Here is a 19,365-nt window from a genome sequence, read left to right as displayed (position 1 = left end):
ACCCCACAAGGTATCGAAATGAACGTCGAACAGGCCCGCTTCAACATGATCGAGCAGCAGATCCGCCCGTGGGAGGTGCTGGATCAGGGCGTGCTCGACCTGCTCGCGGTCGTGCACCGCGAGGACTTCGTGCCACCAGCGTACCGCGCGCTGGCCTTCGTCGACATGCAGGTGCCGCTGCGCGAGCAGGGACGCGACGGGCAGTGCATGCTCGAGCCCAAGGTCGAGGCGCGGCTGCTGCAGGAGCTGCAGGTGCGCAAGCACGAGAAGGTGCTCGAGATCGGCACCGGCTCGGGCTACATGGCCGCGCTGCTGGCGCACCAGGCGCAGCAGGTGCACAGCGTCGAGATCGTGCCCGAGCTGGCCGCGATGGCGCGCGAGAACCTCCGGCGTGCCGCCGTGCGCAACGTCACCGTGCACGACGGCGATGGCGCGCGCGGCTTGCCGGGGCAGGAACCGTTCGACGTCATCGTGCTGTCGGGCTCGGTCGCCGCGGTGCCGCAGGCGCTGCTCGACCAGCTCAAGGTCGGCGGCCGCCTGGCCGCCATCGTCGGCGACCAGCCCGTGATGCGCGCCAGCGTCTACACCCGCACCGGCGAGCGCGAGTTCGGCCACGTCGAGGTGTTCGACACCGTCGCGCCGCGGCTGCTCGGTTTCGACGAGCCGCCGCGCTTTCGCTTCTGAACCCTCTTCGTGCTGCCCTTGCGCGCACCGACCCACTGTCCCGCGTCCGTCCCCTGCCTGCATCGGACCCACGAGGAATCGCTCATGCCCCGTCGCCCCACCCCCCGCCGACTCACCGCGCTGCTGTTGGCCGCCGGCCTGGGCTTCGGCCTGACGGCCCCCCTGCACGCGCAGACCCTGGCCGAGCTGTTCGAGGCCGCGCGCACCTACGACGCGACCTACCTCGCGGCGCGCGCGCAGGCCGACGCCGCGCAGTACCGCAAGGCGCAGGCCGACGCGCTGGCGCGCCCGACGCTGGGCCTGCAGGCGCAGACGGCGCAGACCTACCGCGACCAGCCTTCGGCGATCCCGTCGGCGGCGGGCAACGACGGCAGCGGCAACGTGACCTCGGCCGCACTCAGCGGCCGCTATCCGCTATTCAACCGCGCCAACGACGCGAGCATCGCGCAGGCCGAGCGCGCGCTCGCCGTCGCGCAGGCCGAGCTGACGCTGGCCGAGCAGGACCTGATCGTGCGCCTGTCGCAGGCCTACTTCGACGTGCTGGTGGCCATCGAGACAGTGGCCACCGCGAAGGCGTCGAAGGCGGCGATCGCCGAGCAACTGGCGGCGGCGCGGCGCAACTTCGAGGTCGGCACCGCGACGATCACCGACACGCGCGAGGCGCAGGCGCGCTTCGACCTCGCGCGCGCGCAGGAGATCTCGGCCGAGAACGACCTGCTCGTCAAGCGCATCGCGCTCGACCAGCTCGTCGGACGCACCGGCGTGCAGCCGCGGCCGCTGGCGCTGCCGGCGACGCTGCCGCCCACCGTGCCCGCCGGCATCGACGACTGGGTGGGCCTGGCCGAAAGCGCTCACCCGCAGGTCAGGCGCGCGCAGCTCGCGTTCGACGTCGCAACGCTCGAAATCGACAAGGCCCGCGCCGGGCGGCTGCCCACCGTCGACGTCGTCGCTTCGTGGCAGACCTCGTACAACAGCGGCACCTCGGGGCTGGGCACGTCGCTCGGCCCCTACAGCGGCAGCTTCAACAACGGCCAGATCGGCGTGCAGCTGAACTGGCCGCTGTACACCGGCGGTGCCGTCGACAACCGCATCCGCGAGACGCTGTCGCTGCAGGACAAGGCGCGCAACGACCTCGAGGCCGCACGCCGCGGCGTCGCGCAGGCCACGCGCCAGGCCTTCACCGGGCTGAAGTCGGGCGAGGCGGCGGTGGGCGCGCTCGAAGCCGCCGAGGCGTCGAGCAAGCTCGCGCTCGAAGCCACGCAGACCGGCTACCGCGTCGGCGTGCGCGTCAACCTCGACGTGCTCAACGCGCAGAGCCAGCTCTTCGCGACCCAGCGCGACTTGGCCGCCGCGCGCTACAGCGTGCTGCTCGGCACGCTGCGGCTGCGGCAGGCGGCAGGGACGCTGAGCGCCGCCGACTTGCAGGCGGTGAGCCGGCTGCTTCAGCCCTGATCCATCGCCGTCCGCTGCGGCGCCACCGATCTCAGTGAGGGACAACGAACGCGCCGGCGTCGTACGCCACCTTCACCTGCCGGGCGACGAGGTCTTCGCCGCAGGCGCTGAAGTGGTCACGATCGCGGTAAGTGATGCACGAACCCACGCGCAGGAACTCGCGCTGCGCGCCAATGATGTCGACCAGCGAGACATAGGCAAACGAGCGCGGCAGCTCGTCGACACGTGCGATCAGCCACCGGTCGAGGCGGCCGAAATGATCGAGGCTGCGCTCGTTGATCAGCAGACCGCCCTTGAGCAGGCGGAAGTCGCGGAAGTCGACGCGCGCCTCGACGAACGGGCCGAGCCAGACGGTGGGCACCTGAGCTCCGAGCCGCTCAAGGTACTCCATCACCTTCGCGACGTTCGGCTCGTCAACGACGAACGCCGCATCCGGAGCGAAGGCGGCAGGGCTGTCGACCCGGCCCTCGCGGTCGCGCAGAAAGTAGGAGCCGCTCTGGTGAAAGATCACCGAGGCGATCGCCGAGCTCCAGCGGTCGACGAAGCGATCGAAGCCCTCGTACTGGCAGCGCGGACGATGCCGGTGGGGTCGACATCCGCCTTGAACCACACCGACGATGAAGTCGCTGACACCCGCCTTGGCCACGATGTTGTAGACGTTGATGCCGTGGGAGTCGCCGAGGACCACGACCGCGCGTCCGTGCGTCGCAGCGCAGCGCTCGAAGCGGGACTCGAAGTGCTCGTCGACGACCTCGGACGAGAAGCGGCAAGCGCCGTCATCGAAGCGCTTCAGCTCGGTCGCTGAGGCCGTGTGCTCGCGGAGCAGCACGTACAGCTCGCGCTCGCCATCGGACAGCCGGTGCTGCACGTAGTAGGACTCGAAGCCGTCGGTGCGAATGCCGACCAGCCCGAGCACCACGAACGACAGCGACACGAGCCCCGCCAGGGCAAACACTGCCGGTCGACGCACACGGTCGCGCCGGCGCATCGGCTGCTCTACGAAGCGCCAGGTGACATAGGCCAGCACCAGCGATGCCGCGGCCAGTGTCCCCGCCAGCCAGATTGGCACCTCGCCCGCCAGCCGGTGGCGGGCGAACGCGAACAGCGGGTGATGCCAGAGGTAGGCGCTGTAGCTCAACAGGCCGATGCCGACGAGCGCGCGATGAGCCAGCAGGCGCCCGGCCAGCGTCGCCGGCGTCGCGAAGACGATCACCAGCGCCGTCCCGATCGTTGGAAGCAGCGCCGCCGCGCCCGGGAACGGCGTGTCGCCGTCGTAGACGAACACTGCAGCGGCAATCATCGCCAGCCCCGCGGCTGACGCCGCGTTGCGCAAGCCGCCCGATGGCTCACGCTGCGGGCCGCTGATCAGGTACAGCGCCACGAGCGCGCCGAGCGCGAGTTCCCACAGCCGCGATGGCAGAAGAAAGAACGCCGCGGCGGGGTAGCGGTCGAGCGCCCATTGCGCGAGCGCAAGACTCGCCAGCGCCAGGATCCCGATCGTGATGGCGACTCGGCGCATCCCCTGTCGCCAGACGGCAAGCAGCAGCAAGGGAAACAGCAGGTAATACTGTTCCTCGACGGCCAGGCTCCACGTGTGCAGCAGCGGCTTTAGCTCGGCGGCCGTATCGAAGTAGCCGGCCTCGCGATGGAACAGGATGTTCGACCAGAAGGTCGACACCGCAACGACGCTTCGTGCGAAGTCGCGCAGGTCGTTCGGCAGCAGCCACAGCCACGCCAACGGCAGGCAAGCCGCCATCACGACGAACAGCGCCGGCAGTATGCGCCGTGCACGGCGCTCGTAGAAGTCGACCAGCGAGAAGCGCCCGGCCTGCCTCTCGGCGACGATGATCGACGTGATCAGGTAGCCGCTGATGACGAAGAAGACGTCGACGCCGACGAAGCCGCCGGCGAACGGGCCGATGCCGGCGTGGAAGAGGATGACGGGAAGCACGGCGACAGCGCGCAGGCCGTCGATCTCGCGCCGGTAGTCCATCGCCGCTTTCAGCTCAGATGTTGCCCGATCGAACAGCCGGGCCAACGATCGTTCGGCAACCGGCCGCGGGATGGCCCTAACGCGGTCCAGTCACTGTCACTCGAACCGGTAGCCGAACCTGTCGAGATCCGCAGCGAGCAGCCGTTCGGCACGCCGCCGCTGAGCCGCCGAGAACCACGGCCTGTAGTCCATGGGCGCGGATTTGCGCTCATGCGGTACCGACCAGACGCGAATCCCGAGGAGGCGCGCCACTTCGCGGTAGTCCTGCTCGAAGCGCTCGAACCTGCCGATGTACTCCGCGCGATCGATGCAGTAGAAGGGATGCGTCATCGGCACAGCATGCAACCGCAGCTTGGCCATGTAGCCATCGCCGCCGATGGGCAGTTTCTCATCCTCGATCACGTCCATCAGCCTGTCGAGCGTGAGCGACTCCTTGAACCGCTGCTCCTCCAAAGTGCGTGTCTTGTATCCACGAAACATCTGCAGGCACGAGATCATCCTTGAGAACGGATTGCGCACAAAAGCGAACACGAACCGTCCATCGAATTCCGGGTACCAGGTGCCGTCCGACGATTCCCGTCGGGCATTACTCTTATCGCCGAACAGCCCGCGGATAACGGAGGTCGAGCCCGCCTTGCGGATGCGGATGAAGACGCAACCAGGAGGATCAAAAAAGAAGAACGACATATCGCACTCTATTGCGACCCATCGCGGTGGACCGCTGAACACGCAGCGATGGCCGCGACGCGGCAACTTCGGCCGGTAGAGTCAGGCGTCAAACGCCCATGCCCTGCTCAGCCCGCTCGTGGCATGCGTGCCACACATCGGCCATGTCGGCATCGTGGTAATCCTTGAAGCACGGCGTACCCAGCGTGTAGTGCAGCAGTTTGGCGTCGTAGTTGTCCTCGTATTCCGTCGTCAGCCAGTTCCACTCCTTGGGCAGGCTGCCGATCTCGCTGTCGTCGAGCCACGTGAAGCGGTGCAGGAACGCGCCCGCCTGACCCATCAGGAACTCGGGCGTCAGGATGCGGTGCTTCGGGTGCGCACAGTTCCACAGCACGAGGCTCGACCAGTTCTTGCGCGGGTAGTTCTGGTTCTTGTTGCCCAGGTACTTCATCGTCGCCTTGGTCTGGTAGTCGTGCTGGACGACCATCACGGCCTTCGACTCGTCGCGCAGCGCCCACAGTTCGGCGATGTCGGCGCGGCAGATCATGTCGCCGTCGGCGAAGATGGCCCAGCCCTCGAAGCCGCACAGGTACGGCGTCAGGAATCGCGAGTAGATGAATGCATTGCTGCCGTCGGTGTGCGTCTCGGTGTAGCCGGGCAGCGACTTGAGCACCAGCGGCGTGAAGCTCACCGGCTGGCTGGTCTGCTCCAGCACACTCTGGCAAAAGGTGTGGAAGGCCACGGCCTCCCGCTGGTCAAAACCGATGAACAGCCGAATCAACACGCTCTCCTGTCGACGCCGTGCGGCACAGGCCAGATCACGCCGCGGACACGCTCGCAACGGCAGTGCCAACTTCGGCGTACGCTATGGACTTGATCGCTGAAGTTTAGCTCTCCACCATCCGTCAGGCGCCGCGGCAGCGGACCGGCCGGCGGCGGCGATCCCCGGCAGGCGCCGTGCCGACGCCCCTCGAACCCACGATGCACCGATGCAAGACTACTTTCTCATCTCGTCGCCGCTGCACTTGTGCCTGGCGGCCAGCATCGCGCTGAAGCATCCCGGCCACGAGCGTACCGCCGTCTTCACGTACAAGGACCCGAAGACGTCGGCGCTTTATGCGCGCGCACTCGAACGCTGCCCCGACGTGTTCTCGCGCATCGTGATCCTCGGCGACGAGAATGCGCGAGGCCGCTGGGCACGACAGCGTGTCGTCTACCGGCAGCTCGAGGCGCTGTTCGCTCGACCCACCGAGATGCGCGTGTTCACCGGCAACGACCGCCGGTTCGACTTCCAGTACGCGATGCACGTGGCGACCAAGGCCGGCGCCCGCGTACAGGGCATCTACATCGACGACGGTGCCTCGACCTACATGGGACAGCGCACGATGCACCGGTTCCACAACCGCTACATCAAGCCACTGCTGCGCAAGCTCGAGCACGGCTTCTGGCACAAGCACGCCGTCACACAGGGCAGTTCGGCGTGGACCACGGCCGCGTACGTCGCGTTCCCCTCGGAGGTCCACCCGCTGCTTCGTGGCAAGGAGCTGATCGAAGTCGACGTCAGCCCGCTGCGCAGCGAGCGCTTCCAGGCCGTCGTCGAGGGACTGACGCACGACGCTGCCCAGCTGCGCCGCGTGCTGTCTGGCCTGCGCGTGGTCGTCACGCTGCCGAAGGAGCGCAACTACATCGACGACGACCCGCTGACCTACCAGCGGCTGTGGGAGCAGCTGCGTATGCACTTCGACGCGGCACAGATCGGCATCAAGGCGCACCCCAAATCGACCCGTCTCGACGCGCTGGAGCAACTGTTCCCGGGCTCGTCGAAGGTCGACGCCGGCATCGGGATGGAATTCCTGCTGACGATGCTGCCCGACGGCTGCATCGTCATCGGCGACATCTCGTCGACCGTGCTCACGAGCCGCTGGATCCGCCCCGACCTGCCGGTGATCGCGATGCAGCCCGGCACCGGCATGGCCGCCAACCGCAGGGCGCTGTACGACAAACTGCGCATCCCGGTCACGGAAGTCGCAGGCATCGGCGCACTGGTGGGCCGGATCCTTCAGACGCCAACCCCCTGACATTGCGATGAATCCGCCTCCCGCCTCTCCCGCCCGGCTGCCGCGCGTCGTGCAGATCGGCTTCCACAAGTGCGGCTCTCGCAGCTTCGAGCAGTTGTTCGAGCGCGCCGGCCACCGGGTGCTCAAGCACAAGGTGCGCGGCCCGTTCGGGCAGCGCCGCAATGCCGCGCGGCTGATGCGCGACAACCTGCGCGCCGGGCGCAAGATCTTCGCCGGCATCGAGGACTACACTTTCTACGCCGACATCAACTACCACACCGAGACCGATAGCTTCGAGCCGATCTTCCACTTCCGCGAGATGCTGCGCGACTACCCGGACACGATCCTGCTGCTCAACGTGCGCGACCGCGAGGACTGGATCCGCTCGCGGCTTCGGCACGGCCACGGCGAGTTCGCGCAGCGCGTGATGCGGCAGAAAGGTTTAACCAGCCTCGACGCCGTTGCCGAGCAGTGGCGCCAGGACTGGGACCGGCACCTGGCCGACGTGCGCGCCTTCATGGCGGAACGGCCCGGCCAGCTGGTCGAGTTCGACATCGACCGCGGCTCGGCGCAGGAGCTCGTCGCGCGCTTCGCCGCCTATGGTCTGAAGGCCGAGGACTGGGGCGACATCGGGCGCACCCGCGGTGTCAAACGACACCCGCTGGTGGCCTGGCTCAAGCGCACCTGGGCGCACCTGCGCCCCCGGCGCACCACCTGAGACGGCGCGCGTTCAGCGAGCGCGTTCGCGCGCGTCGCGGGCTGCGGTCAGCCGCTGCCGCCACCAGCGGCGCAGGCGGGCCATGACGCTACCGTCGGCGTAGCGGCCCTTGCTCGCGTGACGGATGCGGTGGACCTGCGGCACGTCGATCGGCACCCCCTGCGTCTGCAGCAGCCAGCGGTGTGCGCGGTCTTCGTGCGCCTTCTGCCAGCGCTCGGCGGGACGGTGGTAGAAGCCGATCGGGCCACAGTAGCCCAGCGCGCGCGCGACGTCGCCGTGCGTGATCTGCAGTGGACCGGTGGCCCGCGTGACGGCGAGCGGCACGAACTGCATCGCGCCGATGTCGGCCGCCGCGGCGTCGGCCGGGTGCAGCCGCGGGTCGTCGTCGACCAGCAGTTCGCTGCAGGCCTCGACACGCGGGTAGACGAGCGCGTCGCGGCGGCCCTGCAGCGCATCGGCCAGCGCGTCGAGGCAGCCGGGGCCGAAGACGACGTCACAGTCGGTGAACCACACCCAGTCGGCACGCGTGGCCACCGCGGCTTCGTGGCGCCCGATCGCGCGGCGGAACAGGCGCTCCTTCGGCCGCGGCTGCCAGTTCCAGCGCACGTGGGGCACCGTGATCGCACCGAAGTGCGCCAGCAGCGCCACCGTGGCGTCATCGTCGGGCGCGTGGAACACCGTCATCGTCACGCGCGCTCGCCGTGGTGGGTGACGCACCAGCGAGTTGAGCTGGAATGCGAGCAGGTGCGCGTAGCGCCAGCAGTGGCTGACGATCTCGATGTCGAGCACCCCGGTGCGCGCCTGGCGGGCTTCGGGCGGCGGCAGGCCGGCGTTGAACCAGCGCGCCGGCACCCAGCCGCTGGCGGCGGCGCGCCAGAACGCGAGCTGCACCGCGTCCCACGCATGGCGCCAAGACGCCCGTGCGGTCATAGGGAGGCCCCAGCGTCGCCGACGGCCTGCGTGGCAGTCACCGCGCGACCCTCGCGCGTCGGGGCGTTCATGGGCGCGTTCATCGGCGCGGCACTGTAGCTCACCGCCACCACGCGCCCAGGTGCCGCACGGTGCACGCTGCCGCCCCCCGGTGTTGCGCGGCGAAGGCCAGCGCCCGCTCGGCCCACGCGGGGCGAGCGGCGTCGACGGCCAGCGCGGCGGCGCGGCGGACGCCGTCGTCGATGTCGTCGGCGCGCATGGCGGCGCCAGCGTCGACGCTGCGTTGCGCCGCCTCGGCGAAGTTGAACGTGTGCGGCCCCATCACGACCGGACAGCCGCACGCAGCCGCCTCGATCAGGTTCTGCCCACCCAGGGGGGCGAAGCTGCCGCCGAGCAGCGCGACGTCGGCGCAGCCGTAGTACAGCGCCATCTCGCCGACCGTGTCGCCGAGCCACACGTCGGCCGCGGCCGCCTCGGGCGGCGGCTGCCGGCCCCATGGCGAGCGTCGCCGCAGCGTCAGCCCGCGGCGCTGCACGAGCTGCGCGACCTCGTCGAAGCGCTGCGGATGCCGCGGCACGATCAGCAGCAGCGGACGTGGTGCCGGCACGCGCTGCCATGCGGCCAGCAGCGCGGCCTCCTCGCCCTCGCGCGTGCTCGCTGCGAGCACCACCGGCCGCGCGAGGCCGGCGCGCCACGCGCGGCCGCGCGCCACCAGGTCTTGCGCGGGCGTGACGTCGAACTTGAGGTTCCCGCACACGTGCACCTTGCGCGCGCCGGCTGCGCGCAGGCGCTGCGCGTCGTCGTCGGTCTGCGCCAAGGCAGCAGCCAGCCGCGCGACGGCCGGCCGCAGCAGCGAAGCGAAGCGCTGCCCGCGCGCGAGGCTGCGCGCCGACAGCCTTGCGTTGGCGAGCACGACCGGCACGCCGGCCGCCTCGGCCGCGTGCAGCAGGTTGGGCCAGACCTCGGTTTCCATCAGCACGCCAAGCCGCGGCCGGTGATGCCGCAGAAAGCGCCGCACCGCCCCCGGCGTGTCGTACGGCAGCCAGGCGTGCAGGTCGCCCGGCGCGAGCAGTTCGACACCCGCGTCCCAGCCCGTCGCGGTGCTGCAGGTCAGCAGCACCCGCACGCCGGGCCATTGCCGCCGCCACGCCGCCAGCAGCGGCGCCGCCGCGCGCGTCTCGCCCAGCGACACGGCGTGCAGCCACAGCGTCGGGGCCGGCGTTACCGCGTCGCGGTAGACGCCGAGTCGCTCGCCGATGCGCTCGCGGTAGCGGGGCTCGCGCCGGCCGCGCCAAACCAGCCGCAGCAGGTAGACGGGTGTCAGCAGCCTCAGCGCGAGCGAATACAGCGCGCGCGCCAGCGCCTCAGGCATCGTCGCGGCGGACCATCGGCATCGCGTCTCGACCGCCGTGGCCCCTCAGTGCGCCGCCGCCGAGATCTTCGCGTCGAGCTTGACGGCGCGCAGCGCGGCCATGAAGTCGGCCTCGATGCGGTGCAGCGCCTCGGGCGTGTGCCCCTCGAAGCGCATCACGAGCACCGGTGTCGTGTTCGACGCGCGGATCAGGCCGAAGCCGTCGGGGTAGTCGGCGCGCAGGCCGTCGATCGTCGTGATCTCGGCGCCGGGGAACTTCGCCTCGGCCTGCAGCCGTGCGACGAGTGCGTGCGGCTCGCCCTCGGCGCAGGCCACGTTGAGCTCAGGCGTGCTGTGGCTCGTCGGCAGCGCGTCGAGCACCGCGCTCGGGTCGTCGTGGCGGCTGAGGATCTCGAGCAGGCGCGCGGCGGTGTAGGTGGCGTCGTCGAAGCCGTACCAGCGCTCCTTGAAGAAGATGTGCCCGCTCATCTCACCGGCGATCGGCGCGCCGGTCTCCTTGAGCTTGGCCTTGATCAGCGAGTGGCCCGTCTTCCACATCAGCGGCACGCCGCCGGCCTCGCGGATCGCCACCGGCAGCCGCTGGCTGCACTTGACGTCGAAGATGATCGGCGCGCCCGGGTGGCGCTGCAGGATGTCGCGCGCGAACAGCATCAGCTGCCGGTCGGGGAAGATGTTGTGCCCGTCCTTCGTCACGACGCCGAGGCGGTCGCCGTCACCGTCGAAGGCCAGGCCGAGCTCGGCGTCGGTCGCGTGCACGACCTTGATCAGGTCGGCGAGGTTCTCGGGCTTGCTCGGGTCGGGGTGGTGGTTCGGGAAGTCGCCGTCGACCTTGCTGTACAGGTCGATCACCTCGCAGCCGAGCGCGCGCAGGATCGCCGGCGCCGAGGCGCCGCAGATGCCGTTGCCCGAGTCGACGACGATCTTCATCGGCCTCGCGAGCCGGCAGTCGCTCGCGATGCGGTGGCGGTACTCGGCGCCGACGTCCATCGTGCCGATGCGCCCGCGCCCGCGCACGTAATCCTCGGCCTCGATGCGCCGGCGCAGCCCCTGGATCTCGTCGCCGTAGATCGCGCGGCCGACGAGCACCATCTTGAAGCCGTTGTAGTCCTTTGGGTTGTGGCTGCCGGTGACCTGGATGCCCGAGTGGCAGCCGTAGCGGCCGCGCGTGGCCGCGACGTAGTACAGCATCGGCGTCGTCACCGCGCCGAGGTCGACGACGTCGAGGCCGGTCGACGCCAGGCCGCGCGCGAGCGCGGCCACCAGCCCCGGCCCCGACAGGCGGCCGTCGCGCCCGACCGCGACGGCTTTCTCGCCCGCCGCGACGGCCTCGGTGCCGAACGCACGGCCGAGGTGCTCGGCAAACGTCTCGTCGATCGTCTGGCCGACGATGCCGCGGATGTCGTAGGCCTTGAAGGCCGAAGCACTGACCTGCACGCAAACCCCTCCTGCCCCGCCCCGCGGGGGACCGATGCGCGGCATTGTAGGAAGCACTGCCACCCCCGCCCGCGCAGCGACAGGTCCGAAAGCGGCGAGCCGCCGCGTAATGCGCCCCTATGATGCCCGCATGGTCCTCGACGCCGACGCCGCCTACCTCGCGCTGAAGACGCGCGACGCGCGCTTCGACGGGCGGCTGTTCGTCGGCGTCACGACGACCGGCATCTACTGCCGGCCGGTGTGCCGTGTGCGCACGCCCCGGCGGCCCCACTGCCGCTTCTTCGCCAGCGCCGCGCAGGCCGAGGCCGCGGCGTTCCGCCCGTGCCTGAAGTGCCGGCCCGAGATCGCGCCCGGCCTGTCGGCGATGGACTCGTCGCACGCGCTCGCGATGGCAGCCGCCCGTGCGCTCGAGCACGCGGTGGCCGCCGGCGCCGAGGTCTCGCTCGCGCAGCTCGCCGCACGGCTGGGCGTGAGCGACCGCCACCTGCGCCGCATCTTCCACGCCGCGCACGGCGTCGCGCCGCACGACTACCTGACGACGCAGCGCCTGCTGCTGGCCAAGCGGCTGCTGACCGACACCGCCGAGCCCGTCGCGCAGGTCGCGCTGGCCAGCGGCTTTGCGAGCCTGCGCCGCTTCAACGCCGCGTTCGCGCAGCGCTACCGCATGCCGCCGTCGCGGCTGCGGCGCGACGGCACGGCCGCGACGGCCTCGCACGGGCCCGTCGTGCGCCTGGCGTGGCGCCCGCCGTACGACGTCGATGGGATGCTGGCGTTCCTCGCGCGCCGCGCGGTGCCGGGGCTCGAGCAGGCCGACGGGCTCGAGTGGCGGCGCACGCTCGCCGTGAGCCGCGGCAACCGGCGGCACGCCGGCTGGCTCGCGGCGCACTTCGTGCCCGAGCACTGCGAGCTGCAGCTGCGCATCGCGCCGACGCTCGCGCCCGTGCTCGGCGACGTGATCGCGCGCGTGCGGCAGGGCTTCGACCTCGACGCCGACCCGGCCGCGATCGATGCGGTGCTGGCCGCATCGGCGCTGCCGCGCGGCCAAGGCGTGCGCGTGCCCGGCGCGTTCGACGGCTTCGAGGGCGCGGTGCGCTGTGTGATCGGCCAGCAGGTGGGTGTCGCGGCCGCGCGCACGCTCGCGCGGCGCCTCGTCGCCCGCTTCGGCGTGCCGGTAGCGACCCCGTTCAGCGGGCTGACGCACCTGTTCCCGACCCCCGACACCTTGGCCGCCGCGGATGCCGGCGCGCTCGCGCGGCTCGGCCTCGTCGACACGCGCGTGCGCGCGCTGCAGGCGTTGGCCGCGGCCGTAGCCGACGGCGGCCTCGGCCTCGATCGCGCGGCGCCGCTGGCACCCACGCTGGCCGCGCTGCGCGCCCTGCCCGGCATCGACGAATGGACCGTGCAGACGATCGCGATGCGCGTGCTCGGCTGGCCCGATGCGTGGCCGGCCGGCGACGCCGCGCTGATGAAGGCGCTGGGCACGCGCGACGCCGCGCACGCCGACGCGCTCGCCCGGCCATGGCGCCCGTGGCGGGCCTACGCCGCGGTGCGCCTGTGGCAGCCACTGGAGCACGCACGATGACCACACCCCGGCGGCCCACCCTCGTGGCCCAGGCCCACGCCGACACGCCGCTGGGCCCGATCGTGCTCGCTGCGACGGCCCGGGGGCTGGCCGGGCTGTGGTTCGACGGCCAGGCGCACCACCCCGGGCCGCTGGCCGCGCCGAAAGACGCGACGCAGCCGTTCATCGCGCAGGCGCTGGCCGAACTCGACGCGTACTGGCGCGACGGCCGCACGCGCTTTCGCACGCCGATCGACGCGCACGGCACGCCGTTCCAGCAGCGCGTGTGGCACGCGCTGCGCGGCATCGCGCCGGGTCGCACGACGACCTACGGCACGCTGGCCGCGGCGCTCGGCCGCCCGAGCGCGGTGCGCGCCGTCGCGGCGGCGGTCGGGCGCAACCCGCTGGCCATCGTCGTGCCCTGCCACCGCGTCGTCGGCCGCGACGGCGCGCTGACCGGCTACGCCGGCGGACTCGCGCGCAAGCGCGCGCTGCTCGCGCTCGAAGCGGCGGCCGAGGCCGCATGACGCCGCGCCAGAGCGCCGAACTGCTGCTGCTCAGCGCGCTGTGGGGCGCGTCGTTCCTGTTCATGCGGCTGGCCGCCGGCGAATTCGGCCCCGTCGCGCTGACGGCCGTGCGCGTGGCCATCGGCGCGCTGGTGCTTGCGTCGCTGCTGGCGTGGCACGGCCTGCTCGGCGAGCTGCGCCGCCACTGGATCGCGCTCACGGTGGTCGGCCTGGTCAGCTCGGCGCTGCCGTTCATCGCCTTCGGCTACGCGGCGCTGGCGATCACGGCCGGCCTGTCGTCGATCTTCAACGCGACGACGCCGCTGTGGGGTGCGCTGGTGGCCTGGGCCTGGCTCGGCGAGCGGCCGGGCGCGCTGCGCGCCCTCGGGCTGGCGATCGGCTTCGCCGGCGTGCTCGGGCTCGGTGCGGGCAAGGCGAGCTTCACCGCCGCGGGCGGCGGCGTCAGCAGCGGCGCGGCGATCCTGGCCTGCCTCGCGGCCACCGCGATGTATGGCTTCGGCGCCAACTACACGCGGCGGCGGCTGGCCGGCGTCGCACCGCTGACGGTGGCCGCCGGCAGCCAGATCACTGCGGCGGCGCTGCTCGCACTGCCGCTGCCGTGGGCGTGGCCCGCCGCGACAGCGTCGCTCGTGGCCTGGGGTGCCGCCGTCGCACTGGGCGTGCTGTGCACCGGGCTGGCCTACATCCTGTACTTCCGCCTGATCGCGCAGGTCGGCGCCGCGCAGGCGATGACGGTGACGTACCTGATCCCGCTGTTCGCCGTGTTCTGGGGCTGGCTCGTGCTCGACGAGACCGTCACGCTGGCGATGGCCGTCGGTGGGGCCGTGATCCTGCTCGGCACCGCGCTGGCCACGGGCATCATCGGCCCACGACGTGCTGGGCGCGTGCTGACTCGCGACTGACATCCGCGTGGCGTGATCGGATAACCCGGCGCGACGTACGGGTAAGTCTGGTTGTATATGCGCGCTTGCTCAAGTAGTGTTGTAGATGACCCGGGGCATGCGCACCGGGTGACCCGATGGCAAGTCAACGGTACGCCCGGCACGGCACGGGCGGCCACTGAGGAGAAGCAATGACCCGACCCCCCTCGACGCTGCCCGCCGCTGGCGTGGCCGTCGCCATCGCGCTGGGGCTGCTGGCACAGGCGGCCACGGCCGCGACGCCCGAGGAGCAGCGGCTGCGCACCCGCGCGCTCGCCGCCACCTGCGCCCAGTGCCACGGCCCCGACGGCCGCGCGGTCGAAGGCGAGGCGATGATCCGCCTGGCCGGACGCGACCAGAACTACCTGCTGACGCAGCTGATGGCGTTCCGCAGCGGCCAGCGGCCGGCGACGATCATGCACCAGATCACCAAGGGCTACTCCCCCGAGCAGCTCGAGGCGATCGCCGAGTACTTCTCCAAGGTCAAGTGACGGAGGCACGATGAAACGCAGACAGATCGTCCAGGGCCTCGGCTCGCTGGCCGCGCTCGGCGCGGTGGCCACGCTCGGCGGCTGCGCGACGACCGGCAGCGCGGCCAAGGGCCGCGTCGTCGTCGTCGGCGGCGGCTACGGCGGCGCGACGGCGTCGAAGTACATCCGCAAGTTCTCGGACTACACGATCGACGTCACGCTCGTCGAGCCGAACCCGATGTTCGTCTCGTGCCCGATCAGCAACCTCGTGATCGGCGGCACGCGCACGATGGCCGACATCACGAACCCGTACGACGGGCTGGTGAAGAACCACGGCGTCAAGATCGTGCGCGACACCGCCACCGCGGTCGATCCGGCCAAGAAGGAGGTGCGCCTCGCGGGCGGGCAGACGCTGAAGTACGACAAGCTCGTCATCGCGCCGGGCATCGACTTCATGTGGGAGCGCATCGAGGGCCTGCAGGCGGCCAACGCCGCGGGCCAGGTGCTGCACTCGTGGAAGGCCGGCCCGGAGACGGTCGCGCTGCGCCAGCAGCTCGAGTCGATGCGCGACGGCGGTGTCTACGCGATCGTGATCCCCGAGGCACCGTACCGCTGCCCGCCGGGCCCGTACGAGCGCGCCAGCGTCGTCGCCGCGTACTTCAAGCGCGCCAAGCCGAAGTCCAAGGTGCTGATCCTCGACGCGAACAACGACGTCACGTCGAAGGGCCCGCTGTTCAAGGCGGCGTGGAAAGACATCTACGGCAGCATGGTCGAGTACCGCCCGCTGCACAAGGCGGTGGCCGTCGACGGCCGCACGCGCACCGTCAAGTTCGAGGTTCAGGAAGACGTCAAGGCCGACGTGCTCAACGTGCTGCCGGTGATGCGCGCCGGCAAGATCGCCGTCGACACCGGGCTGGCCAACGCCAACAACCGCTGGTGCCACACGCACTTCCTGACCTTCGAGTCGACCGCGGCGAAGGACATCCACGTCATCGGTGACGCGATCCAGGTCGCGCCGGGCATGCCGAAGTCGGGGCACATGGCCAACTCGCACGCCAAGGTGTGCGCCGCGGCGATCGTCGCGCAGATCAACGGCTGGGAGGTCAACCCGCACCCGATGATCACCAACGTGTGCATGAGCTTCGTCGACGAGACGCACGTGATCCACGTCGCCAGCGTGCACGAGTACGTGACCACCGAGAAGACGTTCCGCACGATCGGCGGCTCGGGCGGTGTCTCCGACGCGCGCAACGAGCTCGAGGGCGTCTACGCGCAGGCCTGGGCCAAGAACATCTGGGCCGACGTGCTGACCTGAAGCGCCCGACGACGGCGAACGCAACGGGGCCTGCGGGCCCCGTTGTTCATGGTGGTGCCAGCGCCGCGGTGTGACGGCCGAACGTGGCGTCGAGCCACGACGCCGCGCGCGTCGCGACGAAGTCCCACAGCGCCTGCGCCGACGGCGCGAGCTGCTTGCTCGCCAGTCGCACGACGTGCCACTCGCGCATCAGCGGCGTGCCGGGCACGTCGAGCAGCACGAGCTCGCCGGTGCGCAGCTCGAGGTCGAGCGTGTGCAGGCTGATGAACGCGATGCCCATGTTGGCCATCACGGCCTGCTTGATCGTCTCGCTGCTGCCGAGCATCACGGTGTGCCGCGGCTCGATGCGGTGGGCGGCGAAGTAGCCCTCCATCACGGCGCGCGAGCCCGAGCCCGGCTCGCGCAGCAGCAGCGTCTCGCGCGCGAGCTGCTGCGCGGTCACGCCACGCTCGCGCGCCAGCGGGTGCGCGGGCGACGCGATGACGACGTGCGGGTGCGGCGCGATCGGCTGCGCGACCGTCTCGAGCTCGGCCGGCGGGCGCCCCATCACGCACAGGTCGACCTCGTTGCGCGCGAGCATCTGCACGAGCTGGTCGCGGTTGGCCACCGTCAGGTTGACCTGCACCTCGGGTTGCTGCTCGCGAAACAGCGCCAGCAGCCGCGGCACGAAGTACTTGCCGGTGCTCACGACCGCCAGCGCGATCGTGCCGCCACGCCCGCCGGCGAGCAGCGCGATGCGCTCCTCGGCGCGGCGGATCTCGGCCAGTACGGTCGCGGCCGTGTGCCGCATCTCGTCGCCGGCAGCGGTCAGGTACAGCTTGCGGCCGATCTTCTCGAACAGCGGCAGGCCGACGAGGTCCTCGAGCTGCTTGACCTGCATCCACACCGCCGGCTGCGTCAGGTGCAGCTCCTCCGACGCGCGCGCGAAGTTCAGGTGCCGCGCGGCGACCGAGAAGATCTGCAGCTGGCGCAGCGTGACGTTGCGGATGCGGTTGTCGGGGGTCTTCATGAGCGTCGACTCATGCACTCAGTATCCGCTTATTCCTCGCCTTATTCAATCTGAGTTCTCTTTAGGCCACGCGCTGCCTACAGTGCCTCGCATGCCATCGACGGGCGATGGCGAGCCACCAGGAGACCGCCGTGGGCCAGATGAACGAACCGACCCAGATCACCGACGCCAAGAAGCGCTACAGCGCGGGCGTCCTCAAGTACCGCCAGATGGGCTACTGGCAGCCCGACTACGTGCCGAAGGACACCGACACCATCTGCCTGTTCCGCATCACGCCGCAGGACGGCGTCGACCCCGTCGAGGCCGGCGCCGCCGTCGCCGGCGAGTCGAGCACGGCGACGTGGACGGTGGTGTGGACCGACCGCCTGACCGCGTGCGAGAACTACCGCGCCAAGTGCTACAAGGTCGAGCCGGTGCCCGGCCGCCCGGGCGAGTACTTCGCCTGGGTCGCGTACGACATCATCCTGTTCGAGGAGGGCTCGATCGCCAACATGACGGCGAGCCTGATCGGCAACGTGTTCAGCTTCAAGCCGCTGAAGGCCGCGCGTCTCGAAGACATCCGCATCCCGGTCGCCTACGTCAAGACGTTCAAGGGGCCGCCGACCGGCCTCGTCGTCGAGCGCGAGCGCCTCGACAAGTTCGGCCGCCCGCTGCTCGGCGCGACGACCAAGCCCAAGCTGGGTCTGAGCGGCCGCAACTACGGCCGCGTGATCTACGAGGGCCTCAAGGGCGGCCTGGACTTCATGAAGGACGACGAGAACATCAACTCGCAGCCCTTCATGCACTGGCGCGACCGCTTCCTCTACGTGATGGACGGTGTCAACAAGGCGAGTGCCGCCACCGGCGAGGTCAAGGGCTCGTACCTGAACGTCACCGCCGGCACGATGGAGGCGATCTACGAGCGCGCCGAGTTCGCGAAGAGCCTGGGCAGTGTCGTGATCATGATCGACCTGATCGTCGGCTGGCCGTGCATCCAGAGCCTGAGCGAGTGGTGCCGCCGCAACGACATGATCCTGCACATGCACCGCGCCGGCCACGGCACGTACACGCGGCAGAAGAACCACGGCGTGAGCTTCCGCGTGATCGCCAAGTGGCTGCGGCTGGCCGGCGTCGACCACCTGCACACCGGCACCGCGGTCGGCAAGCTCGAGGGCGACCCGCTGACGGTGCAGGGCTACTACAACGTCTGCCGCGACAGCTACACGAAGCAGGACCTGCCGCGCGGGCTGTTTTTCGACCAGGACTGGTGCGACCTGAAGAAGGTCATGCCGGTGGCTTCCGGCGGCATCCACGCCGGCCAGATGCACCTGCTGCTGGATCTCTTCGGTGACGACGTCGTGCTGCAGTTCGGCGGCGGCACGATCGGCCACCCGGCGGGCATCCAGGCCGGTGCCGTGGCCAACCGCGTCGCGCTCGAGGCGATGGTCAAGGCGCGCAACGAGGGCCGCGACATCCGCAACGAAGGCCCCGAGATCCTGCAGAAAGCGGCGCAGTTCTGCACGCCGCTGAAGCAGGCGCTCGACACGTGGAAGGACGTGACCTTCAACTACGCCTCGACCGACACCAGCGACTACGCCGTCACGCCGGCCGTGGCCTGAGCCCCCAAGGAGACCGCACCATGATGACCAACCCCACCGGCCGCCTGACCCAGGGCCAGTTCAGCTTCCTGCCCGACCTGACCGACGCCGAGATCGCGCTGCAGATCGAGTACGGCCTGAAGAAAGGCTACGCCTGGAGCGTCGAGTACACCGACGACCCGCACCCGCGCAACACCTACTGGGAGATGTACGGGATGCCGATGTTCGACCTGAAGGACGCCGCCGGCGTGATGATGGAACTGAACAACTGCCGCAAGACGTTCCCGAACCACTACATCCGCCTGATGGCGTTCGACAGCACGCGCGGCGTCGAGTCGATCGCGATGAGCTTCATCGTCAACCGGCCGAAGAACGAGCCCGGCTTCATGCTCGAGCGGCAGGAAGTCGACGGCCGCCAGATGCGCTACACGATCCGCGGCTACGCCGCCGAGAAGCCCGAAGGCGAGCGCTACGGCGCGGCCTGAGCGGCCCGGCAGGACGACGACGATGTACCGCATTGCCCCGTCGATCCTGTCGGCCGACTTCGCGCGCCTCGGCGACGAGGTGCGCGCGGTGATCGCCGCCGGCGCCGACTGGATCCACTTCGACGTGATGGACAACCATTACGTGCCGAACCTGACGATCGGCCCGATGGTCGCCGCCGCGCTCAAGCCGCACTG

The 19,365-nt window shown here is 70.5% G+C and carries 18 protein-coding genes and 1 pseudogene; 12 read left to right on the top strand and 7 right to left on the bottom strand.

The features are described from left to right. Positions 1-18 precede the first annotated feature (18 nt). Positions 19-684, top strand: coding sequence for a protein-L-isoaspartate O-methyltransferase family protein (locus DRV96_RS11145; RefSeq protein WP_119290996.1), 666 nt, complete (start codon positions 19-21; stop codon positions 682-684). 84 nt (positions 685-768) lie between these two features. After that, a complete protein-coding gene (locus tag DRV96_RS11140) occupies positions 769-2,136 on the top strand; it encodes a TolC family outer membrane protein (protein WP_119290994.1) in 1,368 nt (455 codons plus the stop codon). A 31-nt stretch (positions 2,137-2,167) separates the two neighbouring features. Here DRV96_RS11140 and DRV96_RS11135 read toward each other — a convergent pair whose 3' ends face one another. The 3 genes from DRV96_RS11135 to DRV96_RS11125 form a co-directional block, all read right to left on the bottom strand. After that, positions 2,168-4,129: an acyltransferase family protein gene (locus tag DRV96_RS11135; protein ID WP_119290992.1), complete on the bottom strand. Its 1,962-nt coding sequence runs from the start codon at positions 4,127-4,129 to the stop codon at positions 2,168-2,170. 96 nt (positions 4,130-4,225) lie between these two features. Continuing rightward, positions 4,226-4,816 carry a sulfotransferase family 2 domain-containing protein gene (locus tag DRV96_RS11130; protein WP_119290990.1) on the bottom strand — a complete coding sequence of 197 codons (591 nt, stop codon included), beginning with the start codon at positions 4,814-4,816 and terminating at the stop codon, positions 4,226-4,228. An 88-nt stretch (positions 4,817-4,904) separates the two neighbouring features. Beyond that, positions 4,905-5,537 (bottom strand): glycosyltransferase family protein, encoded by a 633-nt coding sequence (locus tag DRV96_RS11125; protein WP_235823370.1) that lies wholly within the window; start codon positions 5,535-5,537, stop codon positions 4,905-4,907. Positions 5,538-5,784: 247 nt separating this feature from the next. On the opposite strand from DRV96_RS11125, the gene DRV96_RS11120 reads away from it, so the two are divergent. Then, on the top strand, positions 5,785-6,873 hold the full coding sequence (locus DRV96_RS11120) for a hypothetical protein (protein WP_119290986.1): 1,089 nt from the start codon (positions 5,785-5,787) through the stop codon (positions 6,871-6,873). A 7-nt stretch (positions 6,874-6,880) separates the two neighbouring features. Then, entirely contained in the window at positions 6,881-7,570 is a 690-nt protein-coding gene (locus tag DRV96_RS11115; protein ID WP_162911020.1) for a sulfotransferase, read from the top strand. A gap of 12 nt (positions 7,571-7,582) precedes the next feature. Here DRV96_RS11115 and DRV96_RS11110 read toward each other — a convergent pair whose 3' ends face one another. The 3 genes from DRV96_RS11110 to DRV96_RS11100 all read right to left on the bottom strand — a co-directional run bounded on the left by DRV96_RS11110 (position 7,583) and on the right by DRV96_RS11100 (position 11,306). Then, positions 7,583-8,500 (bottom strand): glycosyltransferase family 2 protein, encoded by a 918-nt coding sequence (locus tag DRV96_RS11110; RefSeq protein WP_119290982.1) that lies wholly within the window; start codon positions 8,498-8,500, stop codon positions 7,583-7,585. 100 nt (positions 8,501-8,600) lie between these two features. After that, positions 8,601-9,872 (bottom strand): lipid IV(A) 3-deoxy-D-manno-octulosonic acid transferase, encoded by a 1,272-nt coding sequence (waaA, locus tag DRV96_RS11105; protein WP_119290980.1) that lies wholly within the window; start codon positions 9,870-9,872, stop codon positions 8,601-8,603. A gap of 45 nt (positions 9,873-9,917) precedes the next feature. Then, entirely contained in the window at positions 9,918-11,306 is a 1,389-nt protein-coding gene (locus tag DRV96_RS11100; RefSeq protein WP_119290978.1) for a phosphomannomutase/phosphoglucomutase, read from the bottom strand. Between the two features lie 130 nt (positions 11,307-11,436). Between DRV96_RS11100 and DRV96_RS11095 the strand changes: the two genes are divergently transcribed. The 5 genes from DRV96_RS11095 (at position 11,437) to DRV96_RS11075 (ending at position 16,099) form a co-directional block, all read left to right on the top strand. Beyond that, positions 11,437-12,888, top strand: coding sequence for a bifunctional transcriptional activator/DNA repair enzyme AdaA (locus DRV96_RS11095; RefSeq protein WP_119290976.1), 1,452 nt, complete (start codon positions 11,437-11,439; stop codon positions 12,886-12,888). Continuing rightward, positions 12,885-13,394, top strand: a complete 510-nt coding sequence (locus DRV96_RS11090) for a methylated-DNA--[protein]-cysteine S-methyltransferase (RefSeq protein ID WP_119290974.1) — start codon at positions 12,885-12,887, stop codon at positions 13,392-13,394. Before DRV96_RS11095 ends, DRV96_RS11090 begins: the two co-directional genes overlap by 4 nt. After that, positions 13,391-14,296 carry a DMT family transporter gene (locus tag DRV96_RS11085; RefSeq protein ID WP_119290972.1) on the top strand — a complete coding sequence of 302 codons (906 nt, stop codon included), beginning with the start codon at positions 13,391-13,393 and terminating at the stop codon, positions 14,294-14,296. The genes DRV96_RS11090 and DRV96_RS11085 overlap by 4 nt, the downstream gene beginning before the upstream one ends. 170 nt (positions 14,297-14,466) lie before the next feature. Next, on the top strand, positions 14,467-14,805 hold the full coding sequence (locus DRV96_RS11080) for a c-type cytochrome (RefSeq protein ID WP_119290969.1): 339 nt from the start codon (positions 14,467-14,469) through the stop codon (positions 14,803-14,805). 10 nt (positions 14,806-14,815) lie between these two features. After that, entirely contained in the window at positions 14,816-16,099 is a 1,284-nt protein-coding gene (locus tag DRV96_RS11075; protein WP_119290967.1) for an NAD(P)/FAD-dependent oxidoreductase, read from the top strand. Positions 16,100-16,145: 46 nt separating this feature from the next. Here DRV96_RS11075 and DRV96_RS11070 read toward each other — a convergent pair whose 3' ends face one another. Then, positions 16,146-17,108, bottom strand: coding sequence for a LysR family transcriptional regulator (locus DRV96_RS11070; RefSeq protein WP_119290965.1), 963 nt, complete (start codon positions 17,106-17,108; stop codon positions 16,146-16,148). A gap of 140 nt (positions 17,109-17,248) precedes the next feature. Between DRV96_RS11070 and DRV96_RS11065 the strand changes: the two genes are divergently transcribed. The 3 genes and pseudogenes from DRV96_RS11065 to DRV96_RS11055 form a co-directional block, all read left to right on the top strand. Then, positions 17,249-18,706, top strand: a complete 1,458-nt coding sequence (locus DRV96_RS11065) for a form I ribulose bisphosphate carboxylase large subunit (protein ID WP_419187049.1) — start codon at positions 17,249-17,251, stop codon at positions 18,704-18,706. A 20-nt stretch (positions 18,707-18,726) separates the two neighbouring features. Then, a complete protein-coding gene (locus DRV96_RS11060) occupies positions 18,727-19,170 on the top strand; it encodes a ribulose bisphosphate carboxylase small subunit (protein ID WP_119290963.1) in 444 nt (147 codons plus the stop codon). Positions 19,171-19,192: 22 nt separating this feature from the next. Beyond that, positions 19,193-19,365: pseudogene (locus DRV96_RS11055) on the top strand (ribulose-phosphate 3-epimerase); the annotation flags it as partial.

It is taken from the genome of Azohydromonas sediminis, from assembly GCF_003574675.1.
GTDB lineage: Bacteria > Pseudomonadota > Gammaproteobacteria > Burkholderiales > Burkholderiaceae_C > Calidifontimicrobium > Calidifontimicrobium sediminis.
This window is presented reverse-complemented; position numbering and strand designations above follow the sequence as displayed.